The organism is Pseudorhizobium halotolerans, assembly GCF_902153235.2.
In the GTDB taxonomy this organism is placed as follows: Bacteria; Pseudomonadota; Alphaproteobacteria; order Rhizobiales; family Rhizobiaceae; genus Neorhizobium; species Neorhizobium flavum.
On the sequence record NZ_CABFWE030000002.1, the window covers coordinates 127,227 to 147,917 of the forward strand.

A 20,691-nucleotide genomic window follows, 5' to 3' on the forward strand; every position below is an offset into this window, starting at 1 on the left:
TGACTTTCTACCTTCCCCGACAGCCATTGGCTCAAGATCAGGACCAACAATCCGCTGAAGCGGATCATGAAAGAAATCCGACGGCGCACCCGCGTCGTGGGGGCATTCCCGGACGGGCAGAGCTGCCTGAACCTGGCCGCCGCCCGGCTGAGGCATATTGCCGGCAGTCAGTGGTCGACGCGCAAATATATGAACATGGATCCGCTCTACGCGGAGCAGACCTCAACCCACGGAGCCGTCGCTTAAGAAAAAGTGCGAAAGGTTCTGGACACTACCGCCGCCGCTTCCGTATCCTCGCCGTCGTCGACGACTGCAGACTGCACGAGGGAATGCCTGGCGCTACCGGTCGATACGTGGTTGTCCGGCATGCGGGTTGCCCGCGAGTTGGACAGGCTCGTCGCCGAACGCGGCCGGCCGAGGATGATCGTCAGCTATGGCAGCGAGCTCACCTTGAACGCCATCCTCGCCTGGGCGGATCAGAACCGCGTCGAATCGTCGAATGGCACTACATCGCTCCGGGCAAGCCGATGCAGAACGTAAGCGGCAAGCTGAGGCCGTTCAGACGGCGTAGTTCCACGGCATGAGCGCGTCGATTTCGCTGCTCGGCCAGCCGTTGGCAATGCGCTCGAGGGTCTGAGTGAGCCAGGCAAGCGGATCGATATTGTTCATCTTCGCCGTCTGCAGCAGCGTCGCGATGGTTGCCCAGGTCCGTCCCCCGCCATCGCTGCCAGCAAAGAGTGAGTTCTTTCTGGTAATCGCTTGGGGCCGGATTGCTCGCTCGACGATGTTGGAGTCGAGCTCGATCCGGCCGTCGGTCAGGAAGCGCTCGAAGATGGCGCGACGCGAGATGGCATAGCGGAGCGCCTCAGCCAGTTTCGATTTGTCGGAGACCCGCTGCAGGGTCTTCTGCCAAAGCGCGAAGAGGTCCGCGACGATCGCCGCGGAGGCCTCCTGACGCGCCGCGACACGGGCGTCAGGGCTTTTGCCGCGGATGGTCTCCTCAATCCGCCAGAGCTTCGCCATCCGCTCGACCGTCGTCGTTGCGATCTCGGAGCTTTTACCGACATGCAGCTCATAGAACTTGCGCCGACTGTGTGACCAGCAGCCAGCCAACGTGACGCCGTCATTGCCGCCATCGGAGCGGACCAGCTTGTTATAGGCGGCATAGCCGTCGACTTGCAGGATGCCGCGGTAGCCCTTGAGATGGCGGGCAACGCATTCGCCAGCCCGACTGTCCTCAAAGCGATAGACGACCATGGGCGGACCGCTGCCACCAAATGGTCGGTCATCTCTGGCATAGGCCCATAGATAGGCTGTCTTCGTCGATCCGGAGCCGGGAGCGAGCGTCGGCAAGGTGGTTTCGTCGGCGAAGATCCGTTCGGCCTTCTTGATCTCATCGAAGAGGTAGTCGGCGAGGATCTCCAGCTCAAACCCGAGTTTGCCCATCCATTGGGCCATCAGCTTGCGATCGAGCTCGACCTTATCGCGGGCGTAGATCGCCTCCTGTCGGTAGAGCGGCAGGCCATCGGCATACTTGGAGACGGCAATCTGCGCCAGAAGCGCTTCCGTCGGAATGCCGCTCTCGATGATGCGTGCCGGCGCCGGCGCCTGGATGACGCCGTCCTCATTTTTGAAGGCATACTTCGGCCGGCGGGTGACGATGACGCGGAACTTCGCCGGCATGACATCCAGCCGCTCCGAGACGTCCTCGCCGATCAGCACCTTTTGCTTGCCGGCATGCTCCGGCAGCTCCTCCGGCTCTATCACGACTTCGACCCGCTCCAGATGCGGTGCGAAGCCCTTGCGTGGCCGCGGCGGACGTTTGCCTTCTGGGCGCTCGCGGCCCTTGCTGACCCGTGCCTTGATCGCGGCAATGCCGGTCTCGATTTCCTCGAAGACAAAGGCCTGCTGCTCGTCGTCGGTGCTTGGGGAGCCGAGCTTTTCCGATCGCCGGCCGAAGCGGGCGCGATCGAAGGCTTTCAGGATCTGCGTCAGCCGCTCGATGCGCTCATCGGCATCGGCGTTTCGCGCCTTGAGATCAGCGACCTCGCTCTCCAGGGCGTCGGTCCGCGCCGCCTTTTCGGCCATGGCAAGCACCATGGCTTTCAGCGCTTCTACGTCATCCGGGAGGTTGAGATCGGGCGGCGTCATCGGTTCGACCAGAGCACATGTTGCTCCGGTTTTCCTGCCCTTTCAGGCCGCTGATTCACTTCGCCGCAGGGCTTTTACCCAACAATTTCCGGCGGCTTCACCGGCACAGATCGAACCCGCTTCCAGTCCATGCCATCGATGAGCGCCAGAAGCTGGGCATGGTTGAGCTGAACCCGGTTATGACCGATGCGGGGCCAGCAGAACTGCGATTTTTCCAACCGCTTGGCATAAAGGCAGACGCCGGAGCCGTCCCACCAGACGATCTTCACTCTATCCGCTCGTTTGGCCCGGAAGACATATAGCGCACCGTTGAACGGATCACTGCCGGCGTCACGTACCAGCGACAGCAAGCTGTCCGGCCCCTTGCGGAAGTCGACCGGATGACTGGCCAGGAACACCTTCACGCCGGAGGGGATCATGCCGAGCGCGCCGCCCGGATCACCCGCTGCAAGTGCTCCTCACTGACGTCAGCGCGAGCACGCACGATCACGTCGCCAATGACAACCTCGATCACCGCTTCGCCAGTAGACGCCGCGGCTATCTCACAACGCGCCGGTTCCGTGGAAACCTTCCGTGCGTCTAAGACCGCACGACGCCAGCCAAAGAGCTGCGACGGGTGAATGCCGAGCCGATGCGCAATCGCCGAGACGCTCGCGCCTGGCTCCAATGCCTCCGCCACCGCCCGTGCCTTGAACTCGTCCGACCAGCGTCGGCGAAGCTGCCGCGGCGCACCCTCAAGGCGCTCGGCAACGGCTTCGATCATATGGAAGGTTCTAGTTCCAGAACTAGGCGCAGACATAGAAGCTCACAGCAGCTCATCGTGTCCGCTACCAATATCCGACCGCTCACCCCTTCCGCCAGACGGGGTCTGCTTGCCGCTTACTGCAGAACGGCTTCATCGAGAGCTTCATGTATAGATGGCCCCGCAGGCGCAAGCGCTTTAAGACATATCGCGTTCGGCGGGTGCGTTCATGTATTCGGCCTATTCATGCGATCGTTACATAGTCGTTGCCCTGATGGAGATCGTGTCTGCTCAGCCGCATTTAGGTAACGCCAGAGGAATCCGATTTGCTACAAAATGCGTTAACGAACGCAGCGCCTGGTGGCCGTCCGCATCGTGACAAGTTCTTCCGCCGCAGTTGGATGAAGAGCCATCGTTGCATCGAAGTCCTCCTTTACGGCTTTCATTCTTATCGCAATCGCAACTGCCTGGATGATCTCCGCAGCGCCAGATCCGACAATATGGCAGCCGACGACCCTCCCGGAATCGGCATCCACGACGAGTTTCATCATCATTCGTTCGGAGCTGTGGGAGAGGGCAACCTTCATCGGCCGGAAATCCGTTTTGTAGATGTCCACCCTTTCAAACCGGGCACAGGCTTGTGCCTCCGATAGTCCAACTGATCCGACTTCCGGACGCGAGAAAACCGCAGTCGGGATATCCGTATAGTCGACCTGCGTGGGACGCTTGCCAAATACCGAATCTGCAAAGGCCTGCGCTTCGCGCACGGCTACAGGGGTAAGGTTGACGCGATTTGTCACGTCGCCGACCGCATAGATATGGGGCACATTGGTCTGCGAGTTCTCGTTGACCGCGACGCCGCCGCTGTCAGCACTTAGCGCAACGCCAGATTTCTGGAGATTTAGGCCTTGAGTGTTGGGCTTTCGTCCGATCGCAAACATGACTTGGTCGGCGACGAGCTGTTCAGCGTTTGAAAGACTAGCTTTCAATACGCCACTGCTTTCGTCCATCCTGTCGACTCTTTTGATCCGGCAGTCAGTGACAATCCTAATCTCCTGCTGCTCCAGAGCATCCCGAACATGTGTCCTTATGTCTTGATCGAAACCGCGCAGGATGTTGTCGCTCCGACAAACCAAAGTCACTTTCGAACCGAGACCGGCAAATATGCATGCGAACTCAACCGCGATGTAGCCTCCTCCTTGAATTATGATCCGTCTCGGCAATTCACGAAGCTCAAAGACCTTATCTGAGGAGATGACATGCTCGAGGCCTGGTAAAACTTCCCCATGGTTGGGCGTGCTGCCTGTGGCAATCAATATATTACGAGCGCGCACAGTTTCCCCATTGGAAAGACGCAAGGTGCGCGCATCCTGAAACGTCGCGCGCTCTTTTACCAGGCGCGCTCCCGACTTTTCAATCGCCGACGTATATGCGGCTTCGAGACGGGAGACTTCCCTGTCTCTATTTCCCGTCAATACTCCCCAATCGAATTTCGCTGGGGGAATCGACCATCCGAAGCCCGCCGCGTTCCCGATCTCTTTCTGGAAATCTGAAGCATAAACCATCAGCTTTTTGGGCACGCAGCCACGGATGACGCAGGTCCCGCCAACCCGATCTCCTTCAGCAACAATGACCTTGGCCCCATAGCTAGCAGCAACCCGCGCCGCGCGGACCCCGCCTGAACCACCACCAATTACTGCCAGATCAACATCAAAATCAGCCATCGTACCCTGCGAGTTCAAAAGCTACGAAAACGGTTTGGGCGCTTTCGCACCGTTACAGCGTTCCGCGGACGGTAAACGGAGGCTTTCAGGAGGAGGGCGGGCGGCGCCCATGCGCGTCATGCGCAAGCATCTGCCCAGCGATCGGGTACTCAGGCGAAAAGCTTTCACCGTGAATAAGTTCGTCAGCGATTTTCTCGGCCATCGCCATAATGGGCAGGTTTGTATTGCCGCTTAGAAGCGTTGGCATCACCGAACCGTCGACGACCCGCAGACCATCAAGACCGCGGACTTTCATGCTCGGGTCCACGACCGATGCATCATCAGCACCCATGCGACAGGTCCCAACGGGATGATATACCGTCTCGGCCCGCGCTCGCACGAAAGTCTCCAGCGAGGAGAGATTGCCAAAGGCTTCCGCATCGATCGGGCGTTTTACGAAGTTCTTGAGTGGTCCGCACATCATCATATCGCACATATCGCGCACGCCATCTCTCAGACTCGCGAGGTCCGCATGCTCGGACCCAAGACGCGGGTCGATTGCTGGTGGAATGGCGGGGTCCCCGCTTCGCAATCTCACCGTACCGCGACTTTGTGGCCTGAGCTGACATACGCGAACAGCGAAGCCGTGAGCGATACGCTCGCCGGGCGGCGGATTGCGGAGAACGTTAGCAAAGTGCGCCTGCCACTCCGGCAACGGCGACGATCGGTCGGGGCCCCAAAACGCCCCCGCCTCCACGGCCTGTGAAGCGGCCGGCCCATCGCCTTTGAGAATGTATCGAGCACCGGCCATCCCGCCTTTCAGGAGGCCCATATAGGGGGTCAACGTCGTCGGCTGCGATGCCTCGAAGCGAACCGCGCAGTCGAGATGGTCCTGAAGATTCTCTCCCACACCCGGGAGGTGGTGAACCGGTTTAATGCCGAGAGACCGCATATGATCAGCAGGCCCGATACCCGACAACATCAAAAGCTGCGGCGAACCGATTGCGCCTGCCGTCAGCAGAACTTCTCGATCACAGTTGATTGTCCTCTCGCGGCCATTCTGAACCACGATCACGCCACTGGCAGAACCTCCTTCAACGTTGATGCGACGAACATGACAATTTGGCAGGATGGTGAGGTTTGGGCGTCCCTTGGCGCGTTCTAAGTACTTGAATGCGCCGGACCGCTTTCCATGTGCTATCGTAAGTTCGTAGAAGCCCGCGCCTATCTGCGACGACCCGTTGAATCCATTGTTCTCAGGCAAACCTGCAGCGACGAGACTGTCGACAAACGCCTGCGTGGTCGAGCGCCGTGGCCCGAAGGAAAGCTTGATGGGTCCGCTGTGCCCGCGCGTTCCATTATCAGGCTGAACAACCAGGCTAGCATCCTCAATCCTGCGCAAATAGGGGAGCATTGCGGAAAAGCTCCACTTAGGCATGCCCCGAGACGCCCATGAATCGTAGTCCCAAGGGTTGCAGCGGATCGCGATCATCGAATTGATTGATGACGACCCTCCAATAACCCTCCCCCTGGGAATATAGATCCGGCGATTGTCAAGATGTCGCTGCGGCTCAGTCCAAAAGCGCCAGTTGTACCGATCGCTCGTATAGAGGATCCTGATTCCGGCGGGCATATCGACAAACAGCGACTTCCCTCCGCCCGCCTCGATCAGCAAAACGCTCACATTGGCGTCTTCACTCAGGCGGGTGGCTAAAACACACCCGGCGGAACCTGCACCAATGATAATATAGTCGTAACTCGACATGGACCTTCTCCGGTCGGTGATGTTTTTCAAACGCAAGTCAAAAAGGCGGCCGATCTTCCGCCTTTACTTGACGGGATCATCCCTTCACCGCACCCGCCGACAACCCGGCGACGAAATACCGATAGCAGAAGATGAATATTAAGAACAAAGGTAGAGCTATCAGCGAGGCGCCGGCCAAGACTTCACCCCACCGCAAATCATGGGCGCCGAGCAACGATTCCAGAGCGACGGGAAGCGTCTTTCTCTGGTCGCTCATAATAAGTATCAGCGCGAACACATAGTCGGCCCAAGAAAGGAGGAAGGAGAAGATGGCGACAGTGATGAGCCCGGGAGCGGACAGCGGCAAGACGACCTTGATGAACGCTTCGAATTGAGAGCAGCCGTCAACCATCGCGGCCTCCTCAAGGTCGAACGGCATTGACTTAAAGAACCCCCAGAGCAACCAGACCGCTAGCGGCAGTGAAATTGCAAGATGTGCGATCAACAGCCCCCACAGTGTGTCGGTGAGGCCGATTGTGCGGAAAGTTGCCGCCATCGGGATCGCCAGCATGAGGGGTGGGAACATGTAGGCAAAAAGCATCGATGCCACGAGCATAGTCTTGCCCCGAAAACGCAGCCGGGTGGCGCCATAAGCGACAAATGCCGACAGCATGAGGGAGACGGTAATCGTCGCAACCGCCATTAGAGCGCTATTCAGAAAATTGACGACATAGTTCGTCTGCCGGAATAGGGAAATGTATGACGTCAGGTCCGGTGGCCAGAATACCAGAGATGTGTCGAGGAAAAGTCGTTCCGAAGGCCTCAGGCTTGAAATTATCATCCAGTATATCGGAAAGAACGAATACAGGCAGATAACGAGTACTGTTACATAGAGTGCAACTTTTCCTGACAGCCTTTTAAATAGTCTCCAGAAGGTGCTGTCCTGAACCCTGCTCCCGTGTTGCAGCGACGATTTCGGACGAATCGGCTCGCGCTCTGGTATCTGCGGGCGGGAATCAATGGGCAATCGCTCTACATGGCTATTCATTGTTATCTCCCTTGCTTTGCATCGTCGATGGGGAATAGGCGCAGATAGATGAGAATGACGCCTGAGAGAATAAGGAAGGAGATCGTTGCCACAGCGGCGCCCCCGCCCAGATTGTACTCCAGAAACGACTTCCTATAGGCCAAGGTAGGCAAGGTCTCTGTCTGGTTCAGCGGCCCGCCTTTCGTCAAAAGCCATATCACATCGAACTTGTTGAACATCCAGATGCCGCGCAGAAGGATGACCACGATCAGAACCGAGCGTAAGCCCGGTATCGTGATGTGCCAGAATTGCCGCCAGGCTCCCGCGCCATCGACGCGCGCGGCTTCATAAAGTTGCGTTGGGATCGTCTGCAAACCGGCAAGAACACAGGTTACGACAAAAGGTGTCCACAACCACACGCTAACGAGGACGATTGTGCCTTTGGCCGTGAAGGCATGAGAACTCCAATCGAGCATTCCGACACCGATGGATGCGAGAGCGCTCTTGAGCAATCCGTAATTTGGCTCGAGAATCCATTGGGCTACCAGGCAGGCGACAACGGTCGGCAGGAAGTACGGAAGAATGGCGATCGCGCGTACAACCGTCTGGCCAAGAAAGCGCTTGTTAAGCACCATCGCTATGCCGACGCCCAGAACAACCTGCAGGACAATTGACGTAATCGCGATTGTGAGGCCGTTCGTCAACGAATTCCAGAAAAGAGGATCTCGCAATACCTTGCTGTAGTTGCTCAGGCCGGCCCACTGAGGTTCGCCGATAAACGAACTTGCCGAATAGAATGATAGCATAACCGCGTAAATTAACGGGGCGCCAATAATAATTGCAAGCAGTGATATACTGCCTATAAACAACGTAACAATTCGCCGGTCCTGAACCATAAGAATCATCCTTTGGACGAACGATCGGGGCGGCAGAGACCACCCCGATCTGCAATTAGATGAGGGAGCGAATGCGTTGCGCGGCCGCGGCGACGCAATCAGCAGACGAGGTGTTGCCGAGGACTTTCTGCTGGAGCATCTCCGGCATGACATTTGCGTTGAACACGTTACAAGCACGCATGTCGATGGAAGGGCCGCTGGTGTCAATCGCCGTGATGGTAACGCCGTCCCCCTCGATGAAGGACTTCATCTGCATCATCGTTTCCCAATGCTTCTTGATCATGGGATGGCTCTTCCACCGCTCATTTTCGTAGATATCCAAGCGAGACGGATGGTTGTTCATCCATGCGGAAAGCAACCAATCCACGTAGTGCTCGTCAGCGAACCACTGTAGGAATTTGACTGCCTCCTCGCTCTGCTTCGTCTTGAAGACGCAGAAGCCGTCAAAGGCATAGGAAAGCGCCTTCTGACCGCTGCTGCTGGGCGAGGCAAAGATGCCGTACTGATCTGCCAGCGCAGGATTTGTTGCCTCGAGGGATTCGACCAGGCGGCCTGAATAGAGCGTGTGAGCAGCCTTTCCGGTGGTGAAGAGACTCATTAGTTGAGCGTAGCCGACGGCGTTCATGCCGGGCGGCATGGTCTTATACAGCTCGCCATAAAGATCCAAAAAGCGCGTGGCACGATCGAGATTCTCGCCTTGGTCGAGAACGACATTCCAGTCTTTGTCAAAAAGCTGTGTGCCTTCCGCGAACATATTTCCAAAGCTCGCCCAATTCGTCGCGGAGTCGCTTGCCAGCGGTATGACGCAGCCGCCAACATCAACATTTCCACTATTATTGACGGTAAGCGCCTCGCAGTTCTTCAAGAAATCGCCCGACGTCTCCGGGACCTTCAGACCCTTCTGGGCGTAGAGGTCTTTCCTGTAGTAATTTACGACCAGATTGTAATCGAACGGATAGTACCAGTTCTCACCCTCATACTCCCAGGCAGCGCCTTTGCCCCAGTCGTACTTTTTTACCAGGTCGGTGACCGGCAGAAGAACGCCCGCCTGAACGAACTGCAAAATACCCGCAATGAAGCCGGCAGTCATAATATCGTATGACTGGCCAGCATTGATCGCCGCCATCGCTTTTTGCGTCGTACCGCTGATGGGAGTCGAATCTACAATTATTCTGACGCCGAATTTGCTTTCGTATTCGTCGCACGCCTTTTTAAGGGCAGCCTGACTGGCGACCGAAGTTTCTTGGTTGAGAAAACGAAGCGTGACGCCGGACTGGGCTCGCACGGCGGGCGCCGCCACGCTCGCTCCGACGACGGCCGCTGTTCCTAGAAAGTTACGGCGGGTCATGCCCGACAGGCCCGCCGCCATTCTTTTGTGACCTGGAATGTAGATGCTCATTTCATGCTCCTCCCATGTTAAGACGTCAGTTCAAGCCAAATTGACAAGAATTAATTCGCCCGTATCGAGTATAGTGGTGAATTTCTTCCTTTATGGCGCATCCAGAGATGCTTTCGTCAGCACGCGATACAGAGCATCCGTTGAAGTCGAATTCCGCGACCCACGGTCCAGGGGCGCAGTATCTCAATCTGACCCGGCGATCTCGCAGGGGTGGATCACGCACTTTCCTTCGCTCTGATTTTGCCACCCGTTTCCGCTATCCGGAGCGACGCACCGCTCGCGGACTCGAACAGGTGAAGCCGCTCACTCGGGAGGGCGATCGGGATTCTGTCACCGGCGCGGATTTCGTCGCGGCGCTCGACGACGGCACGCATCTTATGGCCGGCCAGCGTGCCCATGAGATAAGTCTGCGCTCCGATCTGCTCGACCAAGCTTACGCTCATCTCAAGCGGGGAATCGTTGGAGATGACGAGGTGCTCGGGCCGGATTCCAAGCGTCACGCTTTGTCCGTACTTGGCGAAGGTTTTATCTGGTATGCCTACCGATAGGTCTCCGGATCGCACTTCGAGCCGTCCGCTAGCGTCGACCAAATGCCCGTCGATCAGGTTCATTTCGGGCGAACCAATAAACCCAGCGACGAACGTGTTTGCAGGACGGTCATAGAGTTCGAGAGGTCTCCCAGCCTGCTGGATCACGCCATCGCGCATGATCACGATGCGGTCCCCGAGCGTCATTGCTTCGACTTGGTCATGTGTCACGAAGATCATCGTCGCCCGGAGCCGGGCATGGAGCGTCGTGATTTCTTCGCGCATCTTCACGCGCAGTTTCGCGTCGAGATTGGACAGCGGTTCGTCCAGAAGGAAAACATCGGGGTCCCGCACGAGCGCACGCCCAAGGGCGACACGCTGCATCTGACCGCCCGAGAGCTGTCGCGGCTTGCGGTCGAGCAGGGCTTCGAGATCTAGGCTGGCCGCCGCGGCCCTCACCCGCCGGTCAATCTCCTGCTTCGCTTCACCGCGCACCCGTAGGCCGAATGCCATGTTGTCGTAGACCGACTTCTGGGGATATAGCGCATAGTTCTGAAAGACCATCGCGACGTTGCGATCTTTCGGAGGCAGTCCGGTGACATCCCTCCCGCCGATTATGATAGCGCCTGAAGTGGTGTCGTCGAGGCCGGCGATCATCCGCAGTGTCGTCGATTTTCCGCATCCGGAAGGTCCGACAAAAACAATGAGCTCGCCATCCTCTATCTCCAGGCAGAAATCCTTGACGGCCCATGGGCCCTGGTCGCCACCAAACGACTTGGAGACATTTTGGAGCGATATTCGCGCCATGCAGCGTAACCTCCCTAAACGTGATGCCCTGTTGTGGGCTTCGCAGGCCATCCCTCCCGATGACCTACTTGTAGACCAAATTGGATAGACCAATCCCGCTGCTTCGTCAATGTCCCCCTTGATAGATTTTTTATGCACCCACAGGACGCGGGGCAAAATTATTGGATTGACCAATCTGGTATGTCCAGTTACGTTTCGCCATAGCTTCCATAGAGAGGCACGTTAATCGCAATGTGAGTGGTTGAGATGGCCGGACCGTTGAGTGGATACCAAGTTCTTGATCTATCGAGGATTCTAGCGGGCCCGTGGCTCGGGCAGCTTTTAGCCGATCTAGGGGCGACGGTCTGGAAGATCGAACGCCCCTTTACCGGCGACGACACCCGCCACTGGGGCCCACCGCATCTGGATGGAACGACCGAGAGCGCCTATTTCCTCAGCGCCAATCGCGGTAAGCATTCGATTTGCGTAGACATCGCCACGCAAGCCGGCGCTGACATCGTTCGATCTCTGGTCAAGAAGGCCGACGTTCTTATCGAGAACTACAAGGTCGGCGACATGAAGCGGTATGGGCTGGATTTTGAAACGCTCCGCCTCATCAAGCCGGACATAGTGTACTGCTCCATCACGGGATACGGCCAGACCGGCCCGATGAAGACCGTGGCCGGATACGACATGGCCATCCAAGCCATATCCGGGCTGATGAGCATCACGGGCGAGGCCGACGACAAACCCGGCGGCGGGCCCCAGAAGGTCGGCGTCCCAATTTCCGATCTCCTCACCGGAATGTACAGCGCAACGGGCGTGCTGTCGGCCTTACTGCATCGCGAGCGGACGGGCGAGGGCCAGCATATCGACATGGCGCTTCTCGATGTCCAGCTTGCCGCTCTGGCGAACCAGAATTTGAACTACCTGACCACCGGGAAACCGCCGCGGCGATATGGAAATGCTCATCCGAACATCGTGCCCTATCAGGTGTTCAGGTCGAGCAACGGGTCATTCGTCCTCGCGGTGGGGAACGACCAGCAGTTCAGGAAATTCTGCATGGCGTCCGGGCTGCAAGTCCTCTGCGATGACCCCCGTTTCACCACCAACACGGATCGCCTGGCGAACCGCGACGCTCTGGTCTCGATCCTGACCGAGCATCTTACCCAGGAAACGACGGAGTACTGGATCGCCCTTCTCGAACCCATCGGCGTACCATGCGCGTCGATCAACCGGCTCGACCAGGCATTCGCGCATCCGCAGGTCATCCATCGCCAATTGCAGATCAACCTTCCCCACACCACGGGCAAGACGGTGCCGCTCGTGGCCAATCCGATCAAATTCTCGCAAACGGAAATCGAGTATTCCATCAGTCCCCCGATGCTTGGGGAGCATACGAAGCACATCCTCAATTCAATCCTCGACATCGGCGATGATGAAATATCGCGGCTTGAGAAGGACAAGATTATCTATTGCGGATGACACAGGGCGGGCTGCGCGCGCCCTCGGTTGCGGTTGTCAGGCGTTCGACGTGCCAAGACTATCGCTGGCGAGCCGCCGCAGCGAGATATCGCGCTTCTCCTTCGCCCAGCGGATCTCCCGCGTGGAGCCCGGTAAACAGCTGCGATGCTCATAGGTCGCCTCATCGCGAGCCTGCGCATCTTTTGTGCCTCGATGAAGGCGGGTGCGAAGGAGCGTCTCGTTCTTCGATGCTTTCGATCAGACAGGTTTGAGCCAATGTCCAGAATTGCCATGCCCGCTCCCGACGCTGCGATCATCGCCCGCAAGCCCGAAATCGTCGCGGCGTTGAGGGCCGTCCTTCCCGCGGATGCGATCGTCTCGGACCCCGAGGAAACCCGCGCATATGAGTGCGACGCGCTGACCGCCTACCGATGTCCGCCGCTCGCCGTGGTTCTACCGTGCACTACCGAGCAGGTGGCGGCGGCGATGAAGATTTGCCACGATCTGCGTGTTCCGGTTATCCCGCGCGGTGCCGGCACGTCGCTGGCAGGCGGAGCGCTTCCGACTGCCGATAGCGTGGTCATCGGCACCATGCGGCTGCGGGCCGTTCTCGAGATAGATACCGCAAACCGTTTCATCAGGGTTCAGACGGGCGTCACCAACCTTTCCGTCAGCGCGGAGCTGGAGGCGGAAGGGTTTTTCTACGCACCGGACCCGTCGTCGCAGCTTGCGTGCACGATCGCCGGGAATATCGGGATGAATTCCGGCGGCGCCCACTGCCTGAAATACGGCGTCACCACGAACAACCTTCTCGGCGTCCGCATGGTGCTTGCCACCGGAGAGATCGTCCAGCTTGGCGGTCCCCATCTCGGCATGGCGGGTCTGGACATCCTGGGGCTTATCTGCGGCTCCGAAGGGCAACTCGCGATCGTGACCGAAGCGACGTTGCGCATCCTGCCGCGCCCCGAGGGCGCACGGCCGATGCTGATTGGCTTTGACAGCGCCGAAACGGCGGGCGAATGCGTGGCCCGCATCATTCGCTCCGGCCTCCTGCCGGTGGCGATCGAGTACATGGACGATGTCTGCCTGCGTGCGGTCGAGGCCTTTGCAAAAGTGGGCTATCCCGATTGCGCCGCCGTCCTGATCGTCGAGGTCGAGGGCTCGGAAGACGAAATCGCCGATCAGATCGAGCGCATCAAGGCAATCTCATCGGAACTGAACCCCGCCGAATTCCGCAGCAGCCGCAACGCCGACGAGTCGCTGGCGATATGGAAGGGCCGCAAATCGGCCTTCGGGGCGATGGGCCGCTTAGGCGACTATCTGTGCCTCGACGGCACGGTGCCGGTTTCGAAGCTGCCCCACACCCTGAAACGGATCGGCGAGCTCTCAAAGGAACACGGGCTTGAGGTCGCCAATGTCTTTCATGCCGGCGACGGAAACATGCACCCCCTGATCTTGTTCGACGCCAACAAGCCCGGCGACCTCGAGCGAGCCGAATCCTTCGGAAGCGACATTCTTCGCTTGTGCGTGGACATGGGCGGCTGCCTCACTGGCGAACACGGCGTGGGGATCGAAAAACGCGACCTTATGACGAAGCAATATGCGCCGGACGACATGGCGATCCAGATGGAGATCAAGGGGGCGCTCGATCCTCATTGGCTGCTGAATCCGGCGAAGGTCTTCCCTCTCGAGATCAGCCAGCCTCATCGGGAGGCGGCGAAAAGGGTATGACGGAGGGGACGGAAAGCCGGGGCGCCGATGCGGCGGTTCCAGTGAGCGAAGCCGAGCTGGCGGCACTCGTCGCGGACAGCTTCCGGCAGAAGCGGAAACTCCATATTTGCGGAGGTGGCACCCAGAGCCGCGCCTCCGTTGCGGCAGATTCGGTTCTGACGACACGCGAGATTGGCGGGATCGTCGCCTACGAGCCGGGCGCACTGACCCTGATCGTACGTACGGGCGCGTCGGTCGGTGAGATCGAGCGGCTGCTGGCGACCGAGGGCCAGTCGCTAGCCTTCGAGCCGATGGATTATCGCGTGCTGCTTGCGACAGACGGCACGCCGACCATCGGCGGCATGGTCGGCGCCAACCTCTCCGGGCCAAGACGCATTCAAGCCGGCGCATGCCGCGATCACCTGCTCGGCGTCCGGTTCGTCGACGGGCAAGGCCGGATCATCAGGAATGGCGGACGGGTGATGAAGAACGTTACCGGGATGGACCTCGGGAAATTGCTCTGTGGCTCGCATGGGACGCTTGGCATCCTAACGGAGGTGGCCCTGAAAACGCTTCCTTCGGCCGAGGCCCAGAAGACTCTGGTCTTCGGCGGGCTGTCATCACGCGAGGCCGTCGCCATATTCTCGACGGCGCTGGCGACGCCTTTCGAAGTTTCCGGCGCCGCATTCTTCGACAGAACGGCATGGCTGCGCATCGAAGGACTGTCTCGTCAGGTCGAGTACCGGTGCGAGCGGCTGCAAGCCCTGTTCCGCGGCCGGGATATCGACACGCTTGAGGATGGGAAAAGCCGCCATTTGTGGCGAAACCTGAGGGACGTTCGCCACTTTGCCGACCGCTCCGATGCCGTCTGGCGCATCCTAGTCAAGCCTACCGAAGCACCCGCCACGATGGAAGCCCTCGAACGTCTGGGAGGCGAGAGCTCGCTCGATTGGGGCGCGGCGCTGATCTGGTATTGCGGGAACGCGGATTGCGCCGCCGTGCGCGCCGCAGTTCCGGAAGGGGTGGTGACGCTCGCGCGTCCCGGCCCCGGCAGTACGGGTCCCGCGTTCATAAACGAAGCCCCGGGCGCGGCGGCCCTGGCAGCGTCGCTTCGCAACGTTTTTGATCCCGCCGGGATTTTCAACCCGGGCCGGATGGGACGCTGAGATGCAGACGAACTTCACGGCAGAACAGTTGACCGACGCGACGACCAGGCGCTCGAACGAAATTCTCAGATCGTGCGTTCACTGCGGTTTTTGCACGGCCACATGCCCTACCTACAAGGTTCTTGGCGATGAACTCGACAGCCCGCGCGGACGCATTTACCTGATCAAGGATATGATGGAAAACGGCAAGGTCCCGGACAGGCAAACGGTGAAGCATATCGACCGCTGCCTTAGTTGCCTGAGTTGCATGACCACTTGCCCTTCTGGTGTGCACTATATGCATCTCGTCGATCACGCACGGGAATACATCGAGAAAAACTACAAGCGCCGGTGGGACGACCGCGCGCTACGTTGGATTCTGGGGAAAATCCTACCTTATCCCGGTCGGTTCCGTCTCGCATTGATCGGCGGGAAGCTTGCGAAGCCGTTTCGAAGGCTGCTGCCGGACGCCCGCCTAAGGGCGATGCTTGACATGGTGCCGGCCCAAATCCCCTCACCCAGTTTCAACGACCGCCCCCAGACCTTCGCCGCCGAGACCGGCAGGCAGAAGCGCGTCGCCCTGTTGACCGGCTGCGCACAGCGCGTCCTGAACACCGACATCAACGACGCCACGATCAGGCTGTTGCAACGACACGGTTGCGAGGTCGTCATTCCCAAAGGGCTGGGTTGCTGCGGTGCGCTCACGCACCATATGGGCAAGACCGATGAGAGCCACCGCATGGCGGCCGCAAACATCCGGGCGCTCGTCGCCGAACTGGATGGCGACGGCCTCGACGCCGTCGTCATCAACACGTCCGGCTGCGGAACGACCGTGAAGGACTATGGCCACATGTTCCGCGACGATCCGCTGGCGGCAGACGCCGCGCGCGTTTCGGCTCTGGCAAAGGACATCAGCGAAGTAATGAACTCTATCGGCCTCAGGGAACCGGCCCATGCCGAGCCCCTCCGGGTAGCCTATCACGCCGCATGCTCGCTTCAGCATGGGCAACAGATCCGAGCCGCGCCCAAGGATCTGTTGAAAGCAGCAGGTTTCCAAGTGGTGGAGCCGCGCGATGGTCACATCTGTTGCGGCTCCGCCGGCATCTATAATCTGATGCAGCCCGAGATTTCGTCCCAACTCAAGTCGCGCAAGATCACGACATTGGAGGCGACCGCGCCGCAGGTTATTGGCGCCGGAAACATCGGTTGCATGATGCAGATCGGATCGGGAACGGACATTCCAGTCGTTCATATCGCCGAGCTTCTAGATTGGGCGACCGGCGGGCCCAAGCCCTTATAGGGCTGGGATGCCATAACCCCCGCGAAGAGATACGCGCCTGTCGGGGCGCAATAACGGAGCTTTGACATGAAGGATCGGATCGAACTCGGCGGGCTGCAGGTCGGTCGCAGGCTCTACTCAAACGGCGCGTTGCAGGTCGATCGCAGGCTCTACCATTTCGTCAACAAGCGCGCAATGCGGCACCGGCGTCAAACCCGCGGATTTCTGGGCCGGCTTCGGCAAGCTCGTCCACGATCTCGCGCCGAAGCCTATGAGGCGTGGAACGCCGATACCGGGCCGGAATGCGGCCTGCGGGGCCATGCGCAAGGGCATATGGGCCATGCCGGACCTGACGGCCGCCATGCTGGAGCAGAAGATCGGTCATCCGAAGGCTGGCGCGAACACCGCCTGGGTTCCGTCGCCCACCGCCGCCACGCTGCACGCCACGCACTATCACAAGGTCGACGTGAAAGCGCCGAAAGTGCTGAAGTCGCGCTAGAAGGCGAAGCTGGACGACATCCTGTCGATCCCGGTTGCCACCCGGCGCAACTGGTCGCCGGAGGACATCCAGCGCGAACTCGACAACAACGCGCAGGGCATTCTCGGCTATGTCGTGCGCTGGGTCGACCAGGGCGTCGGCTGCTCCAAGGTGCCCGACATCAACAAATTCGGCCTGATGGAGGACCGCGCGACGCTGTGCATCTCGCGCAGCATATGGCGAACTGGCTGCGACGGCATCGTCAGCGAAGCGCAGGTGACGGAGATGCCGAAGCGCACGGCCGGCGTCGTGGATCGCCAGAACGACTGCGACTGAACCGCCGCCCGATGGCACCGGATTTCGACCAGTCCATCGCCCTCCTCGCGGCAGTCGATCTGGTCATCAAGGGCCGCGCTCAACGGAGCGGCATACCGAGCCGGTTCTGCATGCGCGCCGGCTGGAGCTGAAGGCCAAAGGGGCAGGCGATCTCGGAACAGGATAAAACAATGAAAGCCATCACGCTGCATGTCGCCAACCGCATTATCGAATCCGCGTTGGATCGAGGGCGAGAGCTCAATCTGAAGCCGCTTTCGGTCGCGGTGCTCGATGCAGGCGGTCACCTCATCGCGTTCCAGAAGCAGGATGGTTCTTCCATGCTGCGCTTCGAGATCGCCTTTGGCAAAGCCTATGGCGCCCTGGCGGTCGGCTCGGGCTCCCGCTGGCTGAACTCGGCCGCTGCCGAGCGCATTCATTTCGTACAGGCCCTGTCCGGCGTTTCCGGCGGTAAGATCGTGCCGGTTCCCGGTGGTGTCCTGATACGCGGGGAGGCGGGTGAGACCCTCGGAGCTGTTGGCATCTCCGGTGATGCATCGGCCAACGACGAAATCTGTGCTGCGCACGCTGTCGAGCAGGTGGGCCTGGTCGCGGACAAGGGCTAAAGCATTTCCAGCAAAAGCGTGAAACGGCTTTGCGTCCGGAAATGTGGCTAAAAGCGGTTCTGCCGATGAACTTTTCCAGCCGACTGGCCTCAAGTCGTCATGGCCGGCGGGCTGACCGCGCCTTGTGCTCCTTGCTTCGCGGGGTGACGAGAAAGACGCATGACCATCCTCCCAATCGACACCGCCGGCGTGTCATCGACATCGACAAACATCTGATGGCGGCGTGATCGGCGCCGCGCTGGCCCGGCGGGCATCCGTGCGGCCGAAGCCTTGATGGTGGCTGGAGTTTATGATGCAGGCTTTGCACGCTTCCGGCGGCAAAGGAGGCGCTGACCCCGTCAATCATTAGACGATCCGCGCAGTAAGGGAGGCGAAGTGATGGCAGAAGTAAGAAGGCGCTAATCTTGGCGAACAGGCAAGTGCTCGCTGGGACCGACCAAAATCGGGCTGCTTTAATCCGGTCGGTAGTTCCAGCTCTGGTCCGATACCGGCACTACCTGTAGGCGCCCGAGCTGCTCGGCAGCCAGTCGGTCGTGGCGATCTGTTCACCCGCGGGCGCATGTCGGGTTGAACCGCGAATAGACGGCGTGCCGAGATTGAAGACCTGAAAGAGAAGCCAACCGCAGACCAGCACGAGCACGACCTTGCTCAACTACGTCTTCGCTCTTGCGCTACGCGTTCAATGGGCTGACATAACCTATGTCCTGATTCGGAATCTGTCACGCAACAAGGCCGAAAGGACGAACAGACCGGGCCGACCCAACGGCGGCCCTCGGTTACTCGTTTTCGTCCTTTCGCAATTCCCGCCCGATCCAGAGGTAGGCCATTCGAAATCGCACTATTTAGCAGCTGGTTCCGGCGTCGCGAGGAGAGTCTGCCATGTGGCCAGAGCTCGGGACAAGTGTCGGTCCATCAATCCCACCGCCAAGTCGGTGTGACGGCCCTCGATGGCTTCAAGTATCTCGCAATGGTCTTCATAAGCCTTCTTGCCACGCGCGTAGTCTGAAAAGTATATTATACGGCGCTGTTTTGAAAATTCGTAAAATAACTTCACAGTGCGAAGCAGTATTGTATTGTGAGTTGCGGATATGATACCAAGATGAAACGCTGTATCCTCATCTTCAATTGTTTTTTTACTATCAATTGCAAGCTTAGTTTTTCGAAGTATTTTCTTCAGATGATCGATGTCCTGATCTCGCCTTCGGTCGCAGGAAATACGGACGCTCTGCAATTCCAGAATACTTCGCACTTCAAACACGTCCGCGGTCTCTTCAGGCTGGAACGGTAGGCCAGAAGAAGCACGAAGAACGAGGGCCTCAATGCTGCTTTCATCAGAATTTCTAAGATAAATTCCGGAGTTAGGCCTCCGCTCAATCACGCGCATCGACTCTAGAGCAGCCAAAGCCTCGCGAACGGCCCCGCGACTGACATTAAACCTGTCGGCAAAATCACGTTCCGAAGGCAACCGTTCGCTCGGCTGATAGCGACGCTCATCGATGAACGAGAGTATTCTCCCTACAACGTTCGGGACACCGGCAATTCTATCGCCTTCAATCTTTTCAAGCATATTTTGGTCTTTTTCCAGCCGTTCGTTCATTCCAATCAGGTCCATCTCGATACACGCGGATCACTTGGCAGCTCAAGGCCAAAGTACCAGTGAAACCCAAATCGGTCTACCAAATTGGTAACTCCGATTCCGAGTCTACGTCGGGGGTCGTGAAAAGGCCAGCTTGGAACGCAACGAACCTAGTGTCACTTAGCAATTGAAAGGGTTCTTCCCCACTTTGTGGGTGGCGATTTTGGTCAGGCGGCAGCACGCGTGCCCTGAGCAGCTCCAGGCCAGCTCAGCCATACATTGCACGCTTGATTGCCTTCAGGCGGATGATTTGGCCTTCCGCTTGGCCGTTGCTCCAGGGCAGCTCAATGGCGTTGTGGACGGCGTCAAGATCGCGGTGCAAGACGCGTGCGAACCGCTCAATTGCGACCAAACGCGAGTTAACGGCATCGTCAATCCAGCTGTCGAGCCTGTCCGGATCGCGGCTGCAAAGATTCCGCAGAAGCGCATGCCAAGGCTGCGCATCAAAACGAACTCAGGCGAGCCCTGATTCAAAACATCGACCCTTCTCGCCTGGCTGATCGTCAGCATGCTTCGCGGCTTCATGCAAGAGGGCAGCTGCGCCTACCGGCGAGATCACATGGCCGGTCTCCGGATCGCATATCGGGACAGCATCGCGGCCCGGTTAGGGCAAATGCCGAAAGCTGGTCCGGCGGTGGAAACAACCCAGCTGTCATCGTCAGGGAGCGAGATACCCAAAACTTTGACCCCTGGGCCGGGCGACCATTTCGTTTTCGTTTTCGCTTGCATGCCCGCTCATAGCGGCAGCATGTCTAACGGCAAGTGAACACGCAAAGTGAGGAAGACCCAACAAACTGAGAATCGCACTGAGAATTTGGCACTTATCCGAGAACGCCGCGATGACTATAATGGCGGTTTTGGCTGAGTGCATCAGCATTAGGAGATCTTACAAAGGGTTGCTCCGTGTCAGCAGCCGTTAAGCGCCAAGACCCGTCCAAAAGATTCTCAGATTAATTGCCACAACTCGCCGGACCACCTGCATTCTGACGATTAAGGGTTCTTCCTCACTTTGTGTGGAGCCGCGGCAGCATTCGTGCCTTCAGCAATTCAGGGCCTGCCCGACCGT

18 protein-coding genes and 3 pseudogenes are annotated in these 20,691 nt (G+C 58.8%); 9 read left to right on the forward strand and 12 right to left on the reverse strand.

All coding sequences use genetic code 11. The features are described 5' to 3' along the window. Positions 1–69: 69 nt before the first annotated feature. Positions 70–246 (forward strand): annotated as a pseudogene (locus tag FN060_RS23345) (IS256 family transposase); the annotation flags it as partial. 32 nt (positions 247–278) lie between these two features. Then, positions 279–554, forward strand: a pseudogene (locus FN060_RS03175) (IS3 family transposase); the annotation flags it as partial. 4 nt (positions 555–558) lie between these two features. Here FN060_RS03175 and tnpC read toward each other — a convergent pair. From tnpC to FN060_RS03220, 9 genes are all read right to left on the reverse strand, one after another. Then, on the reverse strand, positions 559–2,151 hold the full coding sequence (tnpC, locus tag FN060_RS03180; RefSeq protein WP_142586844.1) for an IS66 family transposase: 1,593 nt from the start codon (positions 2,149–2,151) through the stop codon (positions 559–561). Positions 2,152–2,225: 74 nt separating this feature from the next. After that, positions 2,226–2,570 carry an IS66 family insertion sequence element accessory protein TnpB gene (gene tnpB, locus FN060_RS03185; RefSeq protein ID WP_037437662.1) on the reverse strand — a complete coding sequence of 115 codons (345 nt, stop codon included), beginning with the start codon at positions 2,568–2,570 and terminating at the stop codon, positions 2,226–2,228. After that, complete coding sequence (locus FN060_RS03190; RefSeq protein ID WP_244665682.1) at positions 2,567–2,914, reverse strand: transposase; 348 nt, start codon at positions 2,912–2,914, stop codon at positions 2,567–2,569. The genes tnpB and FN060_RS03190 overlap by 4 nt, the downstream gene beginning before the upstream one ends. Positions 2,915–3,234: 320 nt before the next feature. Continuing rightward, on the reverse strand, positions 3,235–4,617 hold the full coding sequence (gorA, locus tag FN060_RS03195; protein ID WP_036588664.1) for a glutathione-disulfide reductase: 1,383 nt from the start codon (positions 4,615–4,617) through the stop codon (positions 3,235–3,237). Between the two features lie 85 nt (positions 4,618–4,702). Next, positions 4,703–6,361 (reverse strand): GMC family oxidoreductase, encoded by a 1,659-nt coding sequence (locus FN060_RS03200; protein ID WP_077548353.1) that lies wholly within the window; start codon positions 6,359–6,361, stop codon positions 4,703–4,705. A 76-nt stretch (positions 6,362–6,437) separates the two neighbouring features. Further along, a complete protein-coding gene (locus tag FN060_RS03205; RefSeq protein ID WP_077548352.1) occupies positions 6,438–7,388 on the reverse strand; it encodes a carbohydrate ABC transporter permease in 951 nt (316 codons plus the stop codon). A gap of 2 nt (positions 7,389–7,390) precedes the next feature. Next, on the reverse strand, positions 7,391–8,263 hold the full coding sequence (locus FN060_RS03210; protein WP_036588662.1) for a carbohydrate ABC transporter permease: 873 nt from the start codon (positions 8,261–8,263) through the stop codon (positions 7,391–7,393). 55 nt (positions 8,264–8,318) lie between these two features. Next, positions 8,319–9,662, reverse strand: a complete 1,344-nt coding sequence (locus tag FN060_RS03215; RefSeq protein ID WP_142586845.1) for an ABC transporter substrate-binding protein — start codon at positions 9,660–9,662, stop codon at positions 8,319–8,321. A 215-nt stretch (positions 9,663–9,877) separates the two neighbouring features. Continuing rightward, positions 9,878–10,996, reverse strand: a complete 1,119-nt coding sequence (locus tag FN060_RS03220) for an ABC transporter ATP-binding protein (RefSeq protein ID WP_051517875.1) — start codon at positions 10,994–10,996, stop codon at positions 9,878–9,880. A 246-nt stretch (positions 10,997–11,242) separates the two neighbouring features. Between FN060_RS03220 and FN060_RS03225 the strand changes: the two genes are divergently transcribed. The 7 genes from FN060_RS03225 (at position 11,243) to FN060_RS03250 (ending at position 17,989) form a co-directional block, all read left to right on the forward strand. After that, positions 11,243–12,460: a CaiB/BaiF CoA transferase family protein gene (locus FN060_RS03225; RefSeq protein ID WP_036588661.1), complete on the forward strand. Its 1,218-nt coding sequence runs from the start codon at positions 11,243–11,245 to the stop codon at positions 12,458–12,460. 255 nt (positions 12,461–12,715) lie between these two features. Next, positions 12,716–14,170 (forward strand): FAD-binding oxidoreductase, encoded by a 1,455-nt coding sequence (locus FN060_RS03230; protein ID WP_036588744.1) that lies wholly within the window; start codon positions 12,716–12,718, stop codon positions 14,168–14,170. Further along, entirely contained in the window at positions 14,167–15,315 is a 1,149-nt protein-coding gene (locus tag FN060_RS03235; RefSeq protein WP_142586846.1) for an FAD-binding protein, read from the forward strand. Before FN060_RS03230 ends, FN060_RS03235 begins: the two co-directional genes overlap by 4 nt. A 1-nt stretch (position 15,316) precedes the next feature. Next, positions 15,317–16,594, forward strand: a complete 1,278-nt coding sequence (gene glcF / locus FN060_RS03240) for a glycolate oxidase subunit GlcF (RefSeq protein ID WP_077548349.1) — start codon at positions 15,317–15,319, stop codon at positions 16,592–16,594. 319 nt (positions 16,595–16,913) lie between these two features. Continuing rightward, a complete protein-coding gene (locus FN060_RS23505; protein WP_413037882.1) occupies positions 16,914–17,072 on the forward strand; it encodes a hypothetical protein in 159 nt (52 codons plus the stop codon). A 114-nt stretch (positions 17,073–17,186) separates the two neighbouring features. Beyond that, on the forward strand, positions 17,187–17,387 hold the full coding sequence (locus FN060_RS23510) for a hypothetical protein (protein ID WP_413037881.1): 201 nt from the start codon (positions 17,187–17,189) through the stop codon (positions 17,385–17,387). Positions 17,388–17,557: 170 nt separating this feature from the next. Next, positions 17,558–17,989, forward strand: a complete 432-nt coding sequence (locus FN060_RS03250) for a GlcG/HbpS family heme-binding protein (RefSeq protein ID WP_036588654.1) — start codon at positions 17,558–17,560, stop codon at positions 17,987–17,989. Positions 17,990–18,482: 493 nt separating this feature from the next. Here the strand turns inward: FN060_RS03250 and FN060_RS03255 are convergent, their stop codons facing one another. The 3 genes and pseudogenes from FN060_RS03255 to FN060_RS03265 form a co-directional block, all read right to left on the reverse strand. Then, positions 18,483–18,641 (reverse strand): hypothetical protein, encoded by a 159-nt coding sequence (locus tag FN060_RS03255; RefSeq protein ID WP_172977951.1) that lies wholly within the window; start codon positions 18,639–18,641, stop codon positions 18,483–18,485. A gap of 186 nt (positions 18,642–18,827) precedes the next feature. Next, on the reverse strand, positions 18,828–19,586 hold the full coding sequence (locus FN060_RS03260) for a FadR/GntR family transcriptional regulator (protein WP_328589415.1): 759 nt from the start codon (positions 19,584–19,586) through the stop codon (positions 18,828–18,830). Positions 19,587–19,833: 247 nt separating this feature from the next. Further along, positions 19,834–20,211 (reverse strand): annotated as a pseudogene (locus FN060_RS03265) (transposase); the annotation flags it as partial. Between the last annotated feature and the right edge of the window lie 480 nt (positions 20,212–20,691).

Excerpts from the sequence above, each read along its gene's own strand:
- FN060_RS03200 (WP_077548353.1), bottom strand. The coding sequence starts at position 6,361 with ATGTCGAGTTACGACTATATTATCATTGGTGCAGGTTCCGCCGGGTGT.
- FN060_RS03225 (WP_036588661.1), top strand. The coding sequence starts at position 11,243 with ATGGCCGGACCGTTGAGTGGATACCAAGTTCTTGATCTATCGAGGATT.
- FN060_RS03215 (WP_142586845.1), bottom strand. The coding sequence starts at position 9,662 with ATGAGCATCTACATTCCAGGTCACAAAAGAATGGCGGCGGGCCTGTCG.
- FN060_RS03205 (WP_077548352.1), bottom strand. The coding sequence starts at position 7,388 with ATGAATAGCCATGTAGAGCGATTGCCCATTGATTCCCGCCCGCAGATA.
- FN060_RS03260 (WP_328589415.1), bottom strand. The coding sequence starts at position 19,586 with ATGAACGAACGGCTGGAAAAAGACCAAAATATGCTTGAAAAGATTGAA.
- FN060_RS03250 (WP_036588654.1), top strand. The coding sequence starts at position 17,558 with ATGAAAGCCATCACGCTGCATGTCGCCAACCGCATTATCGAATCCGCG.
- FN060_RS03190 (WP_244665682.1), bottom strand. The coding sequence starts at position 2,914 with ATGATCGAAGCCGTTGCCGAGCGCCTTGAGGGTGCGCCGCGGCAGCTT.
- FN060_RS03230 (WP_036588744.1), top strand. The coding sequence starts at position 12,716 with ATGTCCAGAATTGCCATGCCCGCTCCCGACGCTGCGATCATCGCCCGC.
- FN060_RS03220 (WP_051517875.1), bottom strand. The coding sequence starts at position 10,996 with ATGGCGCGAATATCGCTCCAAAATGTCTCCAAGTCGTTTGGTGGCGAC.
- gorA (WP_036588664.1), bottom strand. The coding sequence starts at position 4,617 with ATGGCTGATTTTGATGTTGATCTGGCAGTAATTGGTGGTGGTTCAGGC.
- tnpB (WP_037437662.1), bottom strand. The coding sequence starts at position 2,570 with ATGATCCCCTCCGGCGTGAAGGTGTTCCTGGCCAGTCATCCGGTCGAC.
- FN060_RS03210 (WP_036588662.1), bottom strand. The coding sequence starts at position 8,263 with ATGGTTCAGGACCGGCGAATTGTTACGTTGTTTATAGGCAGTATATCA.
- tnpC (WP_142586844.1), bottom strand. The coding sequence starts at position 2,151 with ATGACGCCGCCCGATCTCAACCTCCCGGATGACGTAGAAGCGCTGAAA.
- glcF (WP_077548349.1), top strand. The coding sequence starts at position 15,317 with ATGCAGACGAACTTCACGGCAGAACAGTTGACCGACGCGACGACCAGG.
- FN060_RS23505 (WP_413037882.1), top strand. The coding sequence starts at position 16,914 with ATGCCGGACCTGACGGCCGCCATGCTGGAGCAGAAGATCGGTCATCCG.
- FN060_RS03235 (WP_142586846.1), top strand. The coding sequence starts at position 14,167 with ATGACGGAGGGGACGGAAAGCCGGGGCGCCGATGCGGCGGTTCCAGTG.